This is a genomic window from Achromobacter sp. 18P8.1.1, assembly GCF_057799415.1.
Genome location: NZ_JBYOKH010000026.1, coordinates 45064 through 59894 on the forward strand (window position 1 = coordinate 45064; position 14831 = coordinate 59894).

The 14831-nt window shown below is 66.5% G+C and carries 14 protein-coding genes; 9 read left to right on the plus strand and 5 right to left on the minus strand.

What is annotated here, in order from left to right:
- Positions 1 to 69 precede the first annotated feature (69 nt).
- Positions 70 to 1458, plus strand: a complete 1389-nt coding sequence (locus AC27VE_RS17445; RefSeq protein ID WP_488704535.1) for an aminotransferase-like domain-containing protein — start codon at positions 70 to 72, stop codon at positions 1456 to 1458.
- Here the strand turns inward: AC27VE_RS17445 and AC27VE_RS17450 are convergent.
- Positions 1455 to 2363, minus strand: a complete 909-nt coding sequence (locus AC27VE_RS17450) for a LysR substrate-binding domain-containing protein (protein WP_424624360.1) — start codon at positions 2361 to 2363, stop codon at positions 1455 to 1457. The two genes, AC27VE_RS17445 and AC27VE_RS17450, sit on opposite strands and share 4 nt — an antisense overlap.
- Positions 2364 to 2588: 225 nt before the next feature.
- Between AC27VE_RS17450 and AC27VE_RS17455 the strand changes: the two genes are divergently transcribed.
- The gene (locus AC27VE_RS17455) at positions 2589 to 3374 is read left to right on the plus strand and encodes an SDR family oxidoreductase (protein ID WP_488704536.1); all 786 of its coding nucleotides are present in this window, start codon (positions 2589 to 2591) and stop codon (positions 3372 to 3374) included.
- A gap of 31 nt (positions 3375 to 3405) precedes the next feature.
- On the plus strand, positions 3406 to 4341 hold the full coding sequence (locus tag AC27VE_RS17460; RefSeq protein ID WP_315136514.1) for a dihydrodipicolinate synthase family protein: 936 nt from the start codon (positions 3406 to 3408) through the stop codon (positions 4339 to 4341).
- On the opposite strand, the gene AC27VE_RS17465 is transcribed toward AC27VE_RS17460, so the two are convergent.
- The gene (locus AC27VE_RS17465; RefSeq protein WP_088589234.1) at positions 4338 to 4754 is read right to left on the minus strand and encodes an Hpt domain-containing protein; all 417 of its coding nucleotides are present in this window, start codon (positions 4752 to 4754) and stop codon (positions 4338 to 4340) included. The genes AC27VE_RS17460 and AC27VE_RS17465 overlap by 4 nt on opposite strands.
- 131 nt (positions 4755 to 4885) lie before the next feature.
- Here AC27VE_RS17465 and AC27VE_RS17470 point away from each other — a divergent pair, with 131 nt between their 5' ends.
- Positions 4886 to 5587, plus strand: coding sequence for a response regulator (locus tag AC27VE_RS17470; protein WP_488704537.1), 702 nt, complete (start codon positions 4886 to 4888; stop codon positions 5585 to 5587).
- A 13-nt stretch (positions 5588 to 5600) separates the two neighbouring features.
- Here the strand turns inward: AC27VE_RS17470 and ggt are convergent, their stop codons facing one another.
- Positions 5601 to 7196, minus strand: coding sequence for a gamma-glutamyltransferase (gene ggt, locus AC27VE_RS17475; protein ID WP_088589233.1), 1596 nt, complete (start codon positions 7194 to 7196; stop codon positions 5601 to 5603).
- Between the two features lie 24 nt (positions 7197 to 7220).
- Positions 7221 to 8204, minus strand: a complete 984-nt coding sequence (locus AC27VE_RS17480; protein ID WP_488704538.1) for a Bug family tripartite tricarboxylate transporter substrate binding protein — start codon at positions 8202 to 8204, stop codon at positions 7221 to 7223.
- A gap of 216 nt (positions 8205 to 8420) precedes the next feature.
- On the opposite strand from AC27VE_RS17480, the gene AC27VE_RS17485 reads away from it, so the two are divergent.
- Entirely contained in the window at positions 8421 to 9077 is a 657-nt protein-coding gene (locus AC27VE_RS17485) for a GntR family transcriptional regulator (RefSeq protein WP_006221965.1), read from the plus strand.
- 16 nt (positions 9078 to 9093) lie between these two features.
- On the opposite strand, the gene AC27VE_RS17490 is transcribed toward AC27VE_RS17485, so the two are convergent.
- Positions 9094 to 9981, minus strand: a complete 888-nt coding sequence (locus tag AC27VE_RS17490; protein ID WP_488704572.1) for a DMT family transporter — start codon at positions 9979 to 9981, stop codon at positions 9094 to 9096.
- A 38-nt stretch (positions 9982 to 10019) separates the two neighbouring features.
- Here AC27VE_RS17490 and AC27VE_RS17495 point away from each other — a divergent pair, with 38 nt between their 5' ends.
- The 4 genes from AC27VE_RS17495 to AC27VE_RS17510 all read left to right on the plus strand — a co-directional run bounded on the left by AC27VE_RS17495 (position 10020) and on the right by AC27VE_RS17510 (position 14830).
- Positions 10020 to 10589, plus strand: coding sequence for a helix-turn-helix domain-containing protein (locus tag AC27VE_RS17495; RefSeq protein ID WP_088589231.1), 570 nt, complete (start codon positions 10020 to 10022; stop codon positions 10587 to 10589).
- A gap of 160 nt (positions 10590 to 10749) precedes the next feature.
- Positions 10750 to 11253, plus strand: coding sequence for a sigma-70 family RNA polymerase sigma factor (locus AC27VE_RS17500; RefSeq protein ID WP_488704539.1), 504 nt, complete (start codon positions 10750 to 10752; stop codon positions 11251 to 11253).
- Between the two features lie 32 nt (positions 11254 to 11285).
- Positions 11286 to 12227 carry a FecR domain-containing protein gene (locus AC27VE_RS17505; protein ID WP_488704540.1) on the plus strand — a complete coding sequence of 314 codons (942 nt, stop codon included), beginning with the start codon at positions 11286 to 11288 and terminating at the stop codon, positions 12225 to 12227.
- 134 nt (positions 12228 to 12361) lie between these two features.
- Positions 12362 to 14830, plus strand: coding sequence for a TonB-dependent siderophore receptor (locus AC27VE_RS17510; RefSeq protein WP_488704541.1), 2469 nt, complete (start codon positions 12362 to 12364; stop codon positions 14828 to 14830).
- Position 14831: the final 1 nt, after the last annotated feature.

A 14831-nucleotide genomic window follows, 5' to 3' on the forward strand; every position in this document is an offset into this window, starting at 1 on the left:
TGAAGATTGTTGCCATACTAATTGATTAATATCATCCATACATTGCGACATTCTGGCGCAGGTAAAACCATGCAAGAGCAAGATTTGTATGCGGTTTGGCCCCAGGCCCTCACGCGTGGCGGGGGCCCGCGCTACCGCCAGATCGCGGATTTCATCGAGCGCGCCGTGGCGGAAAACCAACTGCAGCCGGGCGACCGCCTGCCGCCGCAACGCGGGCTGGCGCAACGGCTGGGCGTGGATCTGACGACCGTCACGCGGGCCTATGCCGAAGCGGGGCAGCGGGGCCTCCTGGATCCGCGCGGCGCCTTGGGCACCTTCATCGCGCGGCCGGCTGCGCAAACCGCGCAACTGATCGACCTGGGCATGAACATGCCACCCCCGCCGTTGGGCTGCGACCTGCAAGACCTGGTGCAGCGCGGGTTGGCCAAGGTCATGGACCGCCACGACGTCAATGTGATGATGGCCTATCACCTGGCCGGCGGCGGGCCGGAGGCTCGAGAGGCCGGCGCGCAATGGCTGGCGCAGGCGGTCGGGCCCATTGACCCTGCGCTGGTGCTGGTGTGCCCCGGCGCGCAGGCCGCGCTGGCCGCCCTGATCCTGGCCTATAGCCAGCCGGGCGATGCCATCATCGCCGAACCGCTGGCGTATCCGGGGCTGCTCAGCGCGGCGCACCATCTGGGCCGTGAGGTGCGGGCCGCCGACGTCGATGAGGACGGCATGACGCCCGCGGGCCTGGAGCGGGCGTGCCGCGAAAGCGGCAGCCGGTTGGTCTATCTGAACCCGACCCTGCAGAACCCCACCACGCACACGATGAGCGCGGGGCGGCGGCGCGATCTGGTCCGATCGGCCTCGGCGTGCGGCGCCCGCATCATCGAAGACGATCCCTACCGCTTGTTCCTGGACGACGCGCCGCCGCCGCTGGCCAGCTACGCGCCGGCCTCAGTGTTCCACATCGCCACGCTGGCCAAATGCCTCACGCCGGGCTTGCGCACCGCCTTCGTGCTGAGCCCCGATCAGGACAGCCGCGAACGCGTGCTGGCCGCCATGCGCTCGTTCGCGCTGATGGCCACGCCTCTGATGGGGGCCTTGACGACGCAATGGATCGTCAGCGGGGCGGCGGACACGGTGCTCAACGGCGTGCGGGCCGAAGCGCAGGCGCGCCAACGGTTGGCGCGGCAATTGCTGCCGGGCCCGTTTCCCTCTACTCCAGTCGGCATTCACCTGTGGCAGGCGATGCCGCCGCAATGGACCGCTTCAGATCTGGCGCGCGTCGCGCGCGATGAAGGCCTGAGCGTCACGTCGTCGGACGCATTCCAGGTAGGACAGGCGGCGGGCCCCAACACCATCCGTATTTCGCTGGGCGGCGTGAAGGACCGCGAGGAACTTGCGCAGGCGCTGACCCGCCTGGCCGAACTGATGCGCCGGCGGCCGTATGCGCAGCGCGACCCTATCGTCTAAGGATTGGCACGCGCCTGGCCGCTTTCCTCCAGCAACCAGTCCCTGAAAGCAGCGACGGGCGGGGTCGCAAGCTTGTCCGGCGGCGCCAGGAAAAAATAACCCGCGCCCGTGCTGAAGGCTTCGTCGATGGCGGGCGCCAGCACGCCTTGCTGCAACTCGTCTTCCACCAGGAACGTCGGCAGCAGCCCGATGCCGATACCCGAGGCCACCGCCTGGATCAAGTGGGTGGTCAATTCGAACTGCGCCCCCCAGCGCATGGTGCGCACCGGCAGGCCGTGCGCTTCGAACCAGCGTTGCCACACCGCGGGGCGGGCCGCCACCTGAAGCAGGCTGTGCTGGGCCAGATCTGCCGGCTGGCGGATGGGGTGGCTGGCGGCCAGTTCGGGGCTGATTACCGGGATGACGTGTTCATCCATCAAGCGGTAAGACGCCAACCCGGGCCAGTCGCCGTCGCCCACGGCGATCACGGCGTCGATGCCGGCCAGGTCCAGGTCGAAGCGCGTGACCCGCGAATGCAGGTGGACCAGGATGCCGGGGTGCCGCGCATAGAAGCGGTTCAACCTGGGCATCAGCCATTTCGCGGTAAAGGTAGGCAGCGCAGCCAGATGGAAGGCGCCGCGTCCGGTCCGATGTGAGATCGCCTGCAGCGAAGCGCTGCGGATGCGTTGCAGGGCCGCTTCCAGTTCCTTCTGATACCGCATGCCGGCTTCGGTCAGCAGAATGCGCCGCTTCTCGCGTCGGAACAGCGCGACTTCCAGCAGATCCTCAAGGGCCTGCACTTGCCGGCTGACGGCGCTTTGCGTCAGCGCCAGCTCGGTCGCGGCGCGGGTGAAGCTGAGATGGCGGGCACTGGCTTCGAATGCCAGCAGCAGCGACATGGACGGGGTGAGGCGGCGCGGGTTCATTCTGGAAAGACATGATCGGAAGAGGTTCACTATACCGTGCCCCCCTGCTGCTTCCGATGTTTGTCCGGAAAGCCCGGGCAGAGGCCGATAGGGGTAGATCATTCAAAAAATGAATGATCTGCCTGAGTATTTTCCATTTTCACACTCCCGTTTCCTGACTGAAAATAGGATCAACGGACGGCAGAGGCCTGCCGGGTCCCGGCAAGTTCAATGACGGAGGTAACGATGGATTTGGGTATCAAGGACAAGATCGCGCTGGTGCTGGGCGCAGGCGGCGGCCTGGGGGGCGCCATTGCTGCCTCGCTGGCGCAGGAAGGCGCGCGTGTCGTGGTGGCGGATCTGAACCTGGAGGCAGCTACCGCCACGGCGGACAGGATCAAGTCGGAAGGGCTGACTGCCATTCCAATGCAATGGGACCTGCGCGCACTGGACTCGATCGACAGCCAGGTCGCATGGATCGAATCCCAGGTGGGTCCGGTCGAGATCCTGGTCAACAACACGGGCGGTCCGCCGCCCACGCCTTCGTCGGGCCAGACGGCGGACCTGTGGCGCGAGCACTTCGAAGGGATGGTGCTGTCCGTCATCAAGCTGACCGACCGCGTGCTGCCCGGCATGCGTGAACGGCAGTGGGGCAGGATCATCACCAGCACCTCGTCCGGCGTGATCGCGCCGATTCCCAACCTGGGCATTTCGAACGCGTTGCGCATGTCGCTGGTGGGGTGGTCCAAGACGCTGGCGCGCGAAGTCGGCAAGGACGGCATCACGTCGAATATCGTGCTGCCCGGCCGCATCGCCACCGCCCGCATCTCGTTCCTGGACGAGGCGCGCGCCAAGCGCGAAGGGCGCAGCGTGGAAGATGTCAGCCGCGAAAGCACCGGCAGCATTCCGGTGGGCCGCTACGGGGACCCGAAGGAATACGGCGACGCCGTGGCCTTCCTGGCCAGCGCGCGCGCCAGCTACATCACCGGATCGACGATCCGCGTGGACGGCGGCCTGATCGCCAGCATCTGATCGCAAGCCAAGACATTCAAGGACGTTGAAAATGAAACTGACTGCCGACGCCAAGGGCGTCTTCCCCATCGCGCCCACCCCGTTCTTCGATGACGGCGCGGTGGACCACGCGTCGATCGACCGCATGATGGACTTCTACCAATCTTGCGGCGCGACCGGCCTGACGGTGCTGGGCCAATTGGGCGAAGCGCCGAAGCTGGATTTCGCGGAATCGCTGGACATCGCTTCGCAAGTGATTGGCAAGGCCGGTGGCATGCCCATCGTGGTGGGCGTGTCGGCGCCGGGGTTCGCCTCCATGCGCTCGCTGACGCGCGCCGTGATGGACCTGGGAGCCGCCGGCGTGATGATCGCGCCGCCGAACACGCTGCGCACCGACGACCAGATCGTCACCTACTACCATCAGGCGGTCGAGGCCATTGGCGACGACGTGCCGTTCGTGCTGCAGGACTACCCGCTGACGTTCTCGGTGCAGATGGCGCCGTCGGTCATCCGGCGCATCGTGACGGACCTGGCGTCGTGCGTGATGCTCAAGCACGAAGACTGGCCCGGGCTGGAAAAGATCTCGGCGCTGCGCCGCTTCGAGGCCGAAGGCGCGATGCGCCACATCTCGATCCTGTGCGGCAACAACGGTCTGTTCCTGGACTACGAAATGGCGCGCGGCGCAGACGGCGCCAACACCGGCTATTGCTTTCCCGACATGCTGTGCGACTTCGTCAAATGGGTGGGCGAGGGCAAACGCGAGGCCGCGCATGATCTGTTCGATGCGCACCTGCCGCTGTTGCGCTACGAGCAGCAACCGGGGGTGGGGCTGGCGGTGCGCAAGTACGTGATGATGCGTCGGGGCATCCTGTCCAGCGCCGCGCAGCGCCGCCCGGGCGCCGCCCTGACGCCCGCGGCGAAGGCCGAGGTGGACCATCTGCTGACCCGTTTGGCCAAGCACGATCCGCGCGCCAAAGATCTGGTCTAGGCGTCTTCTGCGTTTTGCGCGTCCTGGGCGATTCGGCGAAAGGACTCGCCGAATTCCTCCAGGGCGATTTCCAGGCGCTGGGTATAGTCATCAAGCGCCGATGCGGCTGCGGCGGGATCGGCGCATAGCAGTTCCAGCGCAGCGCAAAGCGCGCTTAGCTGGGTGTCGTCCGTCATCTGGGCGGCGCCCTTGATGCGGTGGGCAAGCACGCCCAGCCCGGTCCAGTCCCGGTTCGCCTGCAACGTGCGGACTTGCAGGATGTCCTCGTTGTTGACGGTGCTGAAGGCGTGCGCCAACTCATGGATGCGCGCAGGATCAGCAGACGTCAAGTCGACCAGCACGCGCAACCGTTGCGCGTGGCGCGCTGGTCGGGTGGGGAAGGGCGTGTCGCGGGGAAGGGATGTCTGGCTCATGCAAAGCCATTGTGCCGCATAGTGACTTTCGTACTCTTCCTATTTTTTTATTGAAGATACGACAGCACTATGTGCTGTATGCCGAAAAGTATTTCCCCTACGGCGCCCCCCCCATGCGAGTCATCCGTCATATGCCATCACGATATATTCGCGTCATCGTTGCCGACGATCACCCCGCAGTGGCCCTGGGCATCAGTTACGAGCTAGGCCTGGATCCGGCAATCGACGTTATCGGATGCGCCAAGAATTCCACTAGCCTGATCGCCCAGCTTGACGCGCAGCCGTGCGATGTGGTGGTGTCCGACTACACCATGCCGGGCGGCAAGTATGGCGATGGGCTCGCCTTGTTTGCCTTGCTGCGGCGGCGGTATCCCGATCTGCGTATCGCGGTGCTGACCATGATCGATACCCCAACGCTGATCCGGGCCTTGCTGGGGCACGACAAGGTTTGCGTATTGAGCAAGTCTGATCCCACCAGCCACATCGTCAACGCGGTCCATGCCGTGTACCGGGGAAAGACCTACTACTCGCCCAAGATCCAAGGCATGATCGTCAATGAGTCGTCCACGATAGGAAGCCTGCAGCTGACCCGGCGCGAGGCCGAGATCGTCCGGTTGCTCTGTGCGGGGGCGACGGTGACCGAAATTGCGCAACAGTCCCACCGTAGCGTGCAGACGGTCAGCTCGCAGAAAAGAAACGCCATGAAAAAGCTGGGTATCGAACGCGACGCCGACCTGATCCTGTATGGCGCCGACGCCGCTAAAGCCTCTCAGGGCGAAGCCGGGCTTCAAGCGCTTACCGAGCCAGACCCGACCGCCTGGCGCAGTACGTGAAACCCCTGCCTGCTTAGAAACCTACTGCCTGTCCGTCGCGGCGCGAGTCTGAGGCCGCCATATAACCGCCCTGCGGCAGGCGGCAGATCAACTGGGCCGACCCGAACTCCAGGCTGTCTACAGGCGCCACCGCCACGTTGTGGCCGCGGGCGCGCAGCGCCTCCACCACGTCTGCCGGCAGGTGCGATTCCACATTGACGACCGGGCCCTTTTCCACGCGGAAGCGCGGCGCATCGCTCATGGCCTGCGGGTTTTGGCCGAACGCGGCCAGTCGCGTCACCATCTGCAGATGGCCCTGCGCCTGCATCGATCCGCCCATCACGCCGAACGACATCAGCGGTTGGCCGCCGCGCGTGACGAACGCGGGAATGATCGTGTGCATGGGCTTCTTGCGCGGCGCTACCTGGTTGGCGTGGCCCGGCGTGAGCACGAAATTCAAGCCCCGGTTGTGCAGGCTGATGCCCGTGCCGGGCACGACCACGCCCGAGCCGAAGCCGTGATAGTTGGACTGGATGAAGGACACCATGGTGCCGTTGGCATCCGCGGCGGTCAGGTAGACCGTGCCGCCGGTGGCAGGCGTGCCCGCGGTGGGCACGCTGGCGCGGTCCATCGAGATCAGGCGCGCGCGCTCGGCCAGGTAAGCGCGGTCAAGCAGCGCGCGGGCGTCTGTGCGCATATGGCGCGGGTCCGCCACATGGTGGTGCAGGTCCGCGAACGCCAGCTTCATCGCTTCGATGCTGACGTGGTAGTAGTCGGCGCTGTCGCGGCCCATGCCTTCCAGATCGAACTGTTCAAGCATGCCGAGTGCCATCAGCGCGGAAATGCCCTGGCCGTTGGGCGGAATCTCATGCAGCTCGACGTCACGGAACGATTGCGAGATGGGTGCAACCCATTCGGGGCGGTGCTCGGCCAGATCGGCGGCGCTCAGCGCGCCACCCGTCTGGCTGGCGAAGTCGGTGATCTTGCGGGCGAGTTCGCCGCGATAGAAGCTGTCGCCGCCGCTTTCGGCGATCTCGCGCAGGGTCTTGGCCTGGGCGGGAAAGCGCCACCATTCGCCGGCTTGCGGCGCGCGGCCTTGCGGCAGGAAGGCGTCGGCAAAACCGGGTTCGTGCGCCAGCTTGGGCGCTTGAGTGGCCCATTGGCGCGCAATGGTGGGCGATACGGCAAAACCCTCTTCGGCGTAGGCGATGGCGGGTTCGAACAGCTTGGCGAACGGCAGCTTGCCGAAGCGCTCGGACAAGGCCTTCCAGCCCGCTACCTGGCCGGGCACGGTGACGGTGCCCCAGCCGGTGCCGGGCATGGCGTCGCGGCCGTTGAAGTATTCGGGCGTCCATGCGGCCGGCGCACAACCGCTGGAGTTCAAGCCATGCAGGCGGCCGTCATGCCAGACCAGCGCGAACATGTCGCCGCCGATCCCGTTCATGACGGGTTCGACGACGGTCAGGGCGATCGCAGTGGCAATGGCGCTGTCAACGGCATTGCCACCGGCCAGCAGCATGCGTAGTCCCGCCTGCGCGGCCAGCGGCTGGCTGGTCGCGACCGCGTTGGCGGCCAGGACCGGCATTTTTCGGGAAGCGTACGGAAAAGACCAATCGAAGGGGGAGGACATGGATGCTGGAACTCGTAGAAAGGATTACTGCGGGGTGATGCCGGCTTGGTCGATCAACTGCTTGGTGCGCGGGATTTCGGCCTTGATGAAGGCGGCGAACTCCTCGCGGCTGCCGCCGCGCGGTTCGGCGCCGGCTTCGGCGAGCTTACCGCGCAATGCGGGGTCGGCCAGCACCTTGTTCACGGCGCGGTTCAGTTTGTCGAGGACCGGCGCGGGCGTGCCTTCAGGCGCGACCAGACCGTACCACGGGGCGATGTCGTAGCCGGCATAGCCTTGTTCCGCGATGGTGGGGATGTCCGGGGCCAGCGACGAGCGCTGCGAATTCGACATGCCCAGGGCCAGCAACGAACCGCTCTTGACCTGGGGCAGGCCGGTCATGATGGTGTCGAAGTACATCGACACCTGGCCGGACAGCAGGGCCGGAATGGCTTCGCCCGCGCCCTTGTACGGCACGTGCAGGATATCGATGCCGGCGATGGACTTCAGCATTTCGCCCGCCATGTGCGAGGTGGTGCCGGTGCCGAACGAGGCATACGTCAGCTTGCCCGGGTTGGCGCGGGCGTAGGCGACCATCTCAGGCAGCGTCTTGAAGGGCTGCTGCGGATTGGCCAACAGGATGTTCGGCGTGTAGGCCACCATGGACACCAGCGCGAAGGCGTCCGGGTCATAGGCCAGGCGCTTCTGCAGGAAGCGGTTGGTAACGACGGCGGCGGGGCCACCCATCAGCAGCGTGTAGCCGTCCGGCGCCGAGCGCGCCACCGAGGCGCTGCCGATCGCGGCCGCGGCGCCCGGACGGGCTTCCACGACGAAGGGCTGTCCAAGTTCGGTGGCCAGCGCGGCGCCCAGCTGGCGCGAAATCAGGTCGGTCGCGGATCCGGCCTGGAAGGGCACGACGATGCGTACCGGATGTTGCGGCCAATCGGTGGCGGCGGCTGTCTGCGCGCCGGCCTGGGCCGCGAAGGCCACGGCGGCGGCGCCGGCCAGCGTCCGGATGAGACGAAATTTCATGGATTCCCCTTGATCGCGTTATGGAAAACGAGTGCCGCCGGGCGGGTCTGATGCCCGTTCCAGCGCGTAGGGCGCATGACAGCGCCCGGCCAGGATGATTAAACGGGAAGGGGCCATTCCGGCCTATTGGTGTTTGCATCCATGGATCACTGGATCCAGTTTGTGTTATTTTTGCGTTTATCTATCATTGCGGCTTTCCAAGCCGTGGGGACGACGATGCTGCAATTTCAGAAGACAGCGATCAGCGCCGAAGACGAGGCGTACCTGCATTTGCAGCGCGAGATCCGGCTGGGCCGCTATGCGCCCGGCCAGCGCCTCGTGCCGGACGTGGTCGCCAGCGAAATCGGCACCAGCCGCATGCCTGTTCGGGGCGCCTTGCGCCGGCTGGCGTCTGAAGGCCTGGTGGAAATCCGCGCCAATCGCGGCGCGGTGGTGCGCGGCCTGAACCAGCAGGAAATGCTGGAAGTATTTGAGATGCGCTCGGTGCTGGAAGGCTTGGCGATGCGCAACGCCGTACTGCACATGAATGCCGAACACGTCCGCCGCTTGTCCAGCCTGCTGGATCAGCTGGAGCAGGGCTCCGGCGACTATCTGGACTGGACGACTGCGCACCGCGAATTCCACGAATACCTGTGCGGCTTTTGCCAGCAGCCGCGGCTGCTGCGCCAGATCTCCGAACTGCATTCCGTGGTGGAACCCTATATGCGCCTATGGGCGGCCCAGCCCGGCCGCGTGCTGCGCGTGCGCGAATCGCACCAGGAACTGATCGATGCGCTGCAAACGCGCGATCCGGACAAATGCGAGGCGGCGATGCGCCAGCACGTGCTGAATACGGTTCCCGCCCTGCAGGCATTCCTGGAGCAGGCGGCCTGACCGGGGCCGCTCCGTATCAGGCTTCGTTCAACCCGGTGCTCACGGATTTTTTCCGGCGGAACTTGATTTCGCTGGCAAGCACGCCAGCCACGATCAACGCGGCGCCCACCAGCGCAAGCGCCGGCAGCCGGTCGCCCGCCAGGCGCCCGACGATGCCGCCCCAGACCGGCTCGCCCGCGTAGATAACCGTGGCGCGGGTGGGCGATACTGATTTCTGCGCCCAGTTCATAGTCAGCTGGATAATCGCGCTGGCCAGCCCCAGCCCGATGGCAGCGCCGGCCCACAGCCATGAAAACTCGGGCACGCCTTCGCCCAGCACCGGCATCAGCGCAAACGACATCAGGCCAGCGGTCAACAACTGCACCGCGGTCACGCGGCGGCTGTCCACGCGCTTGGCGAACATGCCGATCAGGATGATCTCGGCGGCGATCGCCACCGCGCCGGCCAGGGTGGCGACCTCGCCGGGGCTGAAGTTGAGCGAACCCGCTTCGGGGCCTGCCAGCAGGATCAGTCCCGTGAAGGCCAGCGCCACGCCTATCCAGCTCATCAAGCCCGGCGGGCGCTTCAGCACCGCCCATTGCAGCAGCGGCACAATCGGCACGTACAGCGCCGTGATAAAGGCCGACTGGCTGCTGGTGATGGTGCGCAGGCCGTGCGTTTGCAGGTAGTACCCCAGGAACAATGCGCAGCCGATCGCGACGCCCGCGCCGATCTCGAATCGGGTGATGCCCATCATGTGCTTGCGGAACAGCAGCATCGTCACCAGGCCGGCAATGGTGAAACGCACGCCAACGAAGAACAGCGGTCCGCTATGCTGCATGGCGATATGGATAATGAGGAACGTGCTTCCCCACAGCATGGTGACCAGCACCAGGGCGATTTCCTGGCGCGTCAGGGCGAACATCGATTTGGGCTTCACGGCAGATATCAGGTGTCACTAATTTGAGCAATATACTGCACATTACTAATTCCGAGAGCGATGTCCTCACGCACGTCGGGGCCAATCTGAAGCGGCTGCGCAAGGCGGCGGACCTGAGCCAGACGGCGCTGGCCGACGCCTCGGGCATCAGCCGCCGCATGATTGCGGGGCTGGAGGCCGGCACGGCCAACATCAGCCTGTCCAGCCTGGACAAGCTGGCGCATGCGCTGGGGGTGGGCTTCGTGGATCTTGTCAGCGATCCGGCGCGCGAACGGCGCCGCATCGAGGCCCGCGCCTGGCGCGGCAAGCGGCCCGGCAGCCAGGCCGTGCTGCTGGGCGCTGCCCCGGCCAGCTGCGAGGCGCAGTTGTGGCTGTGGGTGCTGGCGCCGGGCGAGACTTACGTGGCTGAGCCCGATCCGCCCGGCTGGCACGAGATGGTCTACGTCATGGAAGGCACGCTGCGGCTGGAATTGTCGGGCGTGGTGCAGCAAGTGCAGACCAACGACTTCGCCATCTACAGCAGCGCCCAGCCGTATTCCTATCGCAATGACGGTGACGCGCCGCTGCGCTTTGTGCGCAATGTATTGAGATAGCGCGGTGCAGTACCGGCGCCCGGCGGGGCTCTCCCGGCCGGCCGTGGGTTTGCCGCCACGGCCCGATTTTTCCTCTGCCACGGGGGCAGGCCTCTCGGCTAGAATCGAGAATAATATTCATTCCTAAGTCGCTCGGTTGCATGGGCGTCAAGTCCGCCCCATGTCAGACCAGGCTCCCGACCTCTCTCTCGAAGCGCTGTACAGCGACCACCACCCCTGGCTGGTGGGCATGCTGCGTCGCAAGCTTGGCAATCGCGACAACGCCGCCGACCTGGCGCAGGATACTTTCCTGCGCGTGCTGGCCAACCGTAACGTCGAAGCCATCCTGCGTCCGCGCGAATACCTCGCCACCATCGCCCGCGGGCTGGTGACCGACGCCTACCGCCGCCAAGCCATCGAACGTGCCTATCTGGAAACCCTGGCCGCGCGGCCCGAACCGGTCGCCATCTCGCCCGAGGCGCGCGCCATCGTGCTGGAAACCGTTCTGGCCATCGATCGCATGCTGGACGAGCTGGGGCCGCGCACCCGCGCGATCTTTCTGTTGGTGCAGTTCGAGGAACTGACCTACGCCCAGGCCGGCGCCAAGTTGGGCGTGTCCGTGACCACTATCAAAAAGCACATGGTGCGCGCGCTGACGCAGTGCCTGCTGCTGGCCGCAGACTAGGGACTGCCTGCCGTGCTGCAACGGATTGATCCATGACGGTTCCCGCAGAAGCGCTGGAAGCAGCCGCGCGCTGGTACGTGGCCTTGCAGGACGTCGATGCCAACGAGGCGACGCGCGCCGGTTGGGGCCGTTGGCTGGACGCCGACGTCCGCCACCGCCAGGCCTGGGCGCGCATGCTGGACTTGCAAGAGCGGCTGGGCAGCGTGCCCGGCGACGTGTTGCTGCCCACCCTGCAAGCCGCCCGGCAGCAGCAGCGCCGGCGCCTGTTGGCCCTGGCCCTGCTGGCCGGGGGCGGCGCGGCGCTGGGCCTGTACAGCACACCGCCCTGGCGGGTGCTGACCGCGGGGCTGCGTACCGCCACCGGCGAGCGGCGCACGGTGACGCTGCCCGACGGCGGCATGCTCTATCTGAATACCGGGTCCGCCGTCGACGTCGACTACGGGTCTGAACGCCGGCTGCTGCGCCTGTACCAGGGTGAGGTGCTGGTGCAGACCGCGCCCGACAACGCCGGCCGCCGGCCGTTCGAGGTGCTGACACCGGACGGCAGCGTGCGCGCGCTGGGGACGCGCTTCTCGGTACGCCGCGATGAGGACGCCACCCGGGTCGCGGTCTTCCAGGACGCCGTGCTGCTGCAGCCCGCCGATCCGAGCGCTGCGCCCCTGCGCCTGTCGGCGGGCCAGCAAAGCCTGTTGACGGCGCGTGCCGCCGCGGCGCCCCAGCCCGTGCTCCAGACGCAGGCCGCCTGGGTCGACGGCCGGCTGGTCGCCATCGACCAACCACTGGGCGACTTCATCGCCGAGCTGGCACGCTACCGCAGCGGCAGCCTCACCTGCGATCCGGCGGTGGCCCACCTGCGCCTGTCGGGCGCTTTCCGCCTGGCCGATACCGACGCCGTGCTGGAAAACGTGGCCGCCTCGCTGCCCGTGGCGCTGCGCACCCGCACCCGCTATTGGGTGCGCGTCGTGCCGCGTTGATCCAAAAATATTTTCATCGCGGGGTTGCTCTTTCCCGTTCTCGTCCGGCCTACCAGATAGGGCCGCCTGGTCCAGGGTCTGCCAACCCTGCCTGGGACCTTGCGGCATGTTCCGTCCTGCCTATGAGAGCCGCCGTGTCCCGCAAGCCGCAAGCCGCCGATTTCCGTTCCGAACCCCGCTCGCCATCCCGTTCTGAAGCCCGCCCTGGGCGCCACGCCGTTGCCGGTAAGACTCGCCGCCTGACGGGCGCCCTGGCTGCACCGCGCCTGTTGCCCGTCCTGCTTGCCGCCGCCGTGTGGTCCGCCTGGGCCGTCGGCCCCCTGGCGCCCGCCGCGCGGGCCCAGTCCGCGCCTGCGGCGCGTAGCTACGACATTCCCGCCGGTCCGCTGGACGTTACGCTGAGCCGCTACGCCGCCGCCGCCGACATCACCCTGTCGTTCAACGCCGACCAGACCCGTGGCCGCCAGTCCGCCGGCATCCGGGGCAGCTACGCCGTGGACGCCGGCCTGGCCTATCTGCTGGCCGGCAGCGGACTGGAAGCACGCCACCGCGGCGGCGGCAACTACGTGCTGCGCGAGGCGCCCGCGGCCGGCGTCACCACGCTGCCCGCCGTCACCGTCACCGGCGAAACAGCCTTCAGCGCGGTGCCCGGCTACGCCGCCAGCCGCACGGCCACCGCCACCAAGACCGACACGCCGATCCTGGAAGTGCCGCAGTCCGTCTCGGTGGTCGGCCGCGACGAAATGGAAGCGCGGGGCGCGCTGGATGTGATGGACGCCGTGCAATACACCCCGGGCGTATCCGGCAATACTTACGGCCCCGACAACCGCGGCTGGGAATACATCGACCTGCGCGGTTTCTCGACCTACTACGTGTCGTTCCGCGACGGCCTGGCGCAGACGCCGACCGGCGTCACCCGCTACTCCACCGAACCCTATGGCCTGGAACGCATCGAAGTGCTGCGCGGTCCGTCGTCGATGACCTTCGGCCAGGGTGATGCGGGCGGCGTGCTCAATCGCATCAGCAAGCGGCCCACCGGCGAACGCATCCGCGAGGTGGCGGTGCAGTACGGCAGTTACGATCGCAAGCAGTTGGCCTTCGACCTGGGCGACGCCTTCGGCCAGGACGACACGCTCAGCTACCGGCTGGTGGGAGTGGGGCTGGACAGTGATGACCAGGACAAATACCCCAATGGCGACAAGATCAACCGCAAGCGCCTGTATCTGGCGCCTTCGTTGCGCTGGCAGCCCAGCGCGGCCACGTCGGTGACGTTGCTGGCCGAGTACATCAAGAACAAGACCGGCGAAGATCCCTACTATTTCGCCAAGGACTACAAGCTCACCGATGTGAAGATGGGCGACCCGGGCTTCAGCCGCATGCGCAGCGAGCAGGCATCGATCGGCTACCTGCTGGAACACCGCTTCAACGATGCCTGGACCTTCCGCCAGAACTTCCGCTATAGCCACCTGTCGATGGACCGGCGGGTGATCTGGACGGACGAAGTCAATGAAGACGTCACGGCGATATCCCGCGTTGCCCGCACCTGGGACGACCCGCTGAGCCAATCCGTGGTGGATACCCAGATGCAGGGCAATCTGCGGCTGTGGGGCACCGAGCACACCGTGCTGATGGGGTTCGACTGGAGCGAACAACGCGCCAAGGCCAACCGCTACATCGGCCCGGCGCCCGACCTGGACCTGCTCAACCCCATCTATGGCGTGCCCATCGCCACGCCCACCAATCCGCTGGCCGACTACCGCCAGACGATCCGCCAGGCCGGCCTGTATCTGCAAGACCAGATCAAGCTGGATGACCACTGGATCGTGACGCTGGGCGGGCGGCAGGACCGGGTCACCTCGACCACGAACGACCGCCTGCACAGCACCAGCCAAAAGCAAACGGACAACGCCTTCAGCGGCCGGGCCGGCCTGACCTACCTGGCGGACAACGGCCTGGCGCCTTACATCAGCTATTCGGAATCGTTCATACCCAACAGCGGCGTGGACGCGGACAACAACGCCTTCAAGCCCAGCCGCGGCAAACAGGTGGAAGTGGGCGTCAAGTACCAGCCGGCGGGTTCGCGCAGCCTGTACACGCTGGCCGTGTTCGACCTGAACAAGACCAACATCGTCAGCTACAACCCCATCACCGACGAACAGCGCCAGACCGGCAAGCAGCGCGCCCGCGGCATCGAACTCGAAGCCAAGGGCGAACTGCTGCGCGGCCTGAACGTCGCCGCGTCCTACACCTATCTGGACATGGAGGTGCGCAGCAGCGGGGATCCCCTGGAGGTCGGGAAGATCCCGATGGGGGTGCCCAAGCACACCGCGGCCCTGTGGCTGGACTACACCTTGGCCCAGGGCCTGGGTGCGGGCGCGGGGGTGCGCTATACCGGCCGGCGCCAGAACGACGAGCACAACACCTCCAGCGAGCCCGGCGTGGCCCTGGTCGACGCCGTGGTGCACTACGAGACCGGGCCGTGGCGCCTGGCGCTGAACGCCACGAACCTGTTCAACCGCGACTACTACTCGATCTGCTACATGGGCGAGTGCTACCGCGGCGCCGAGCGCACCCTGGTGATGACGGCGCGCTATCGCTGGTAGC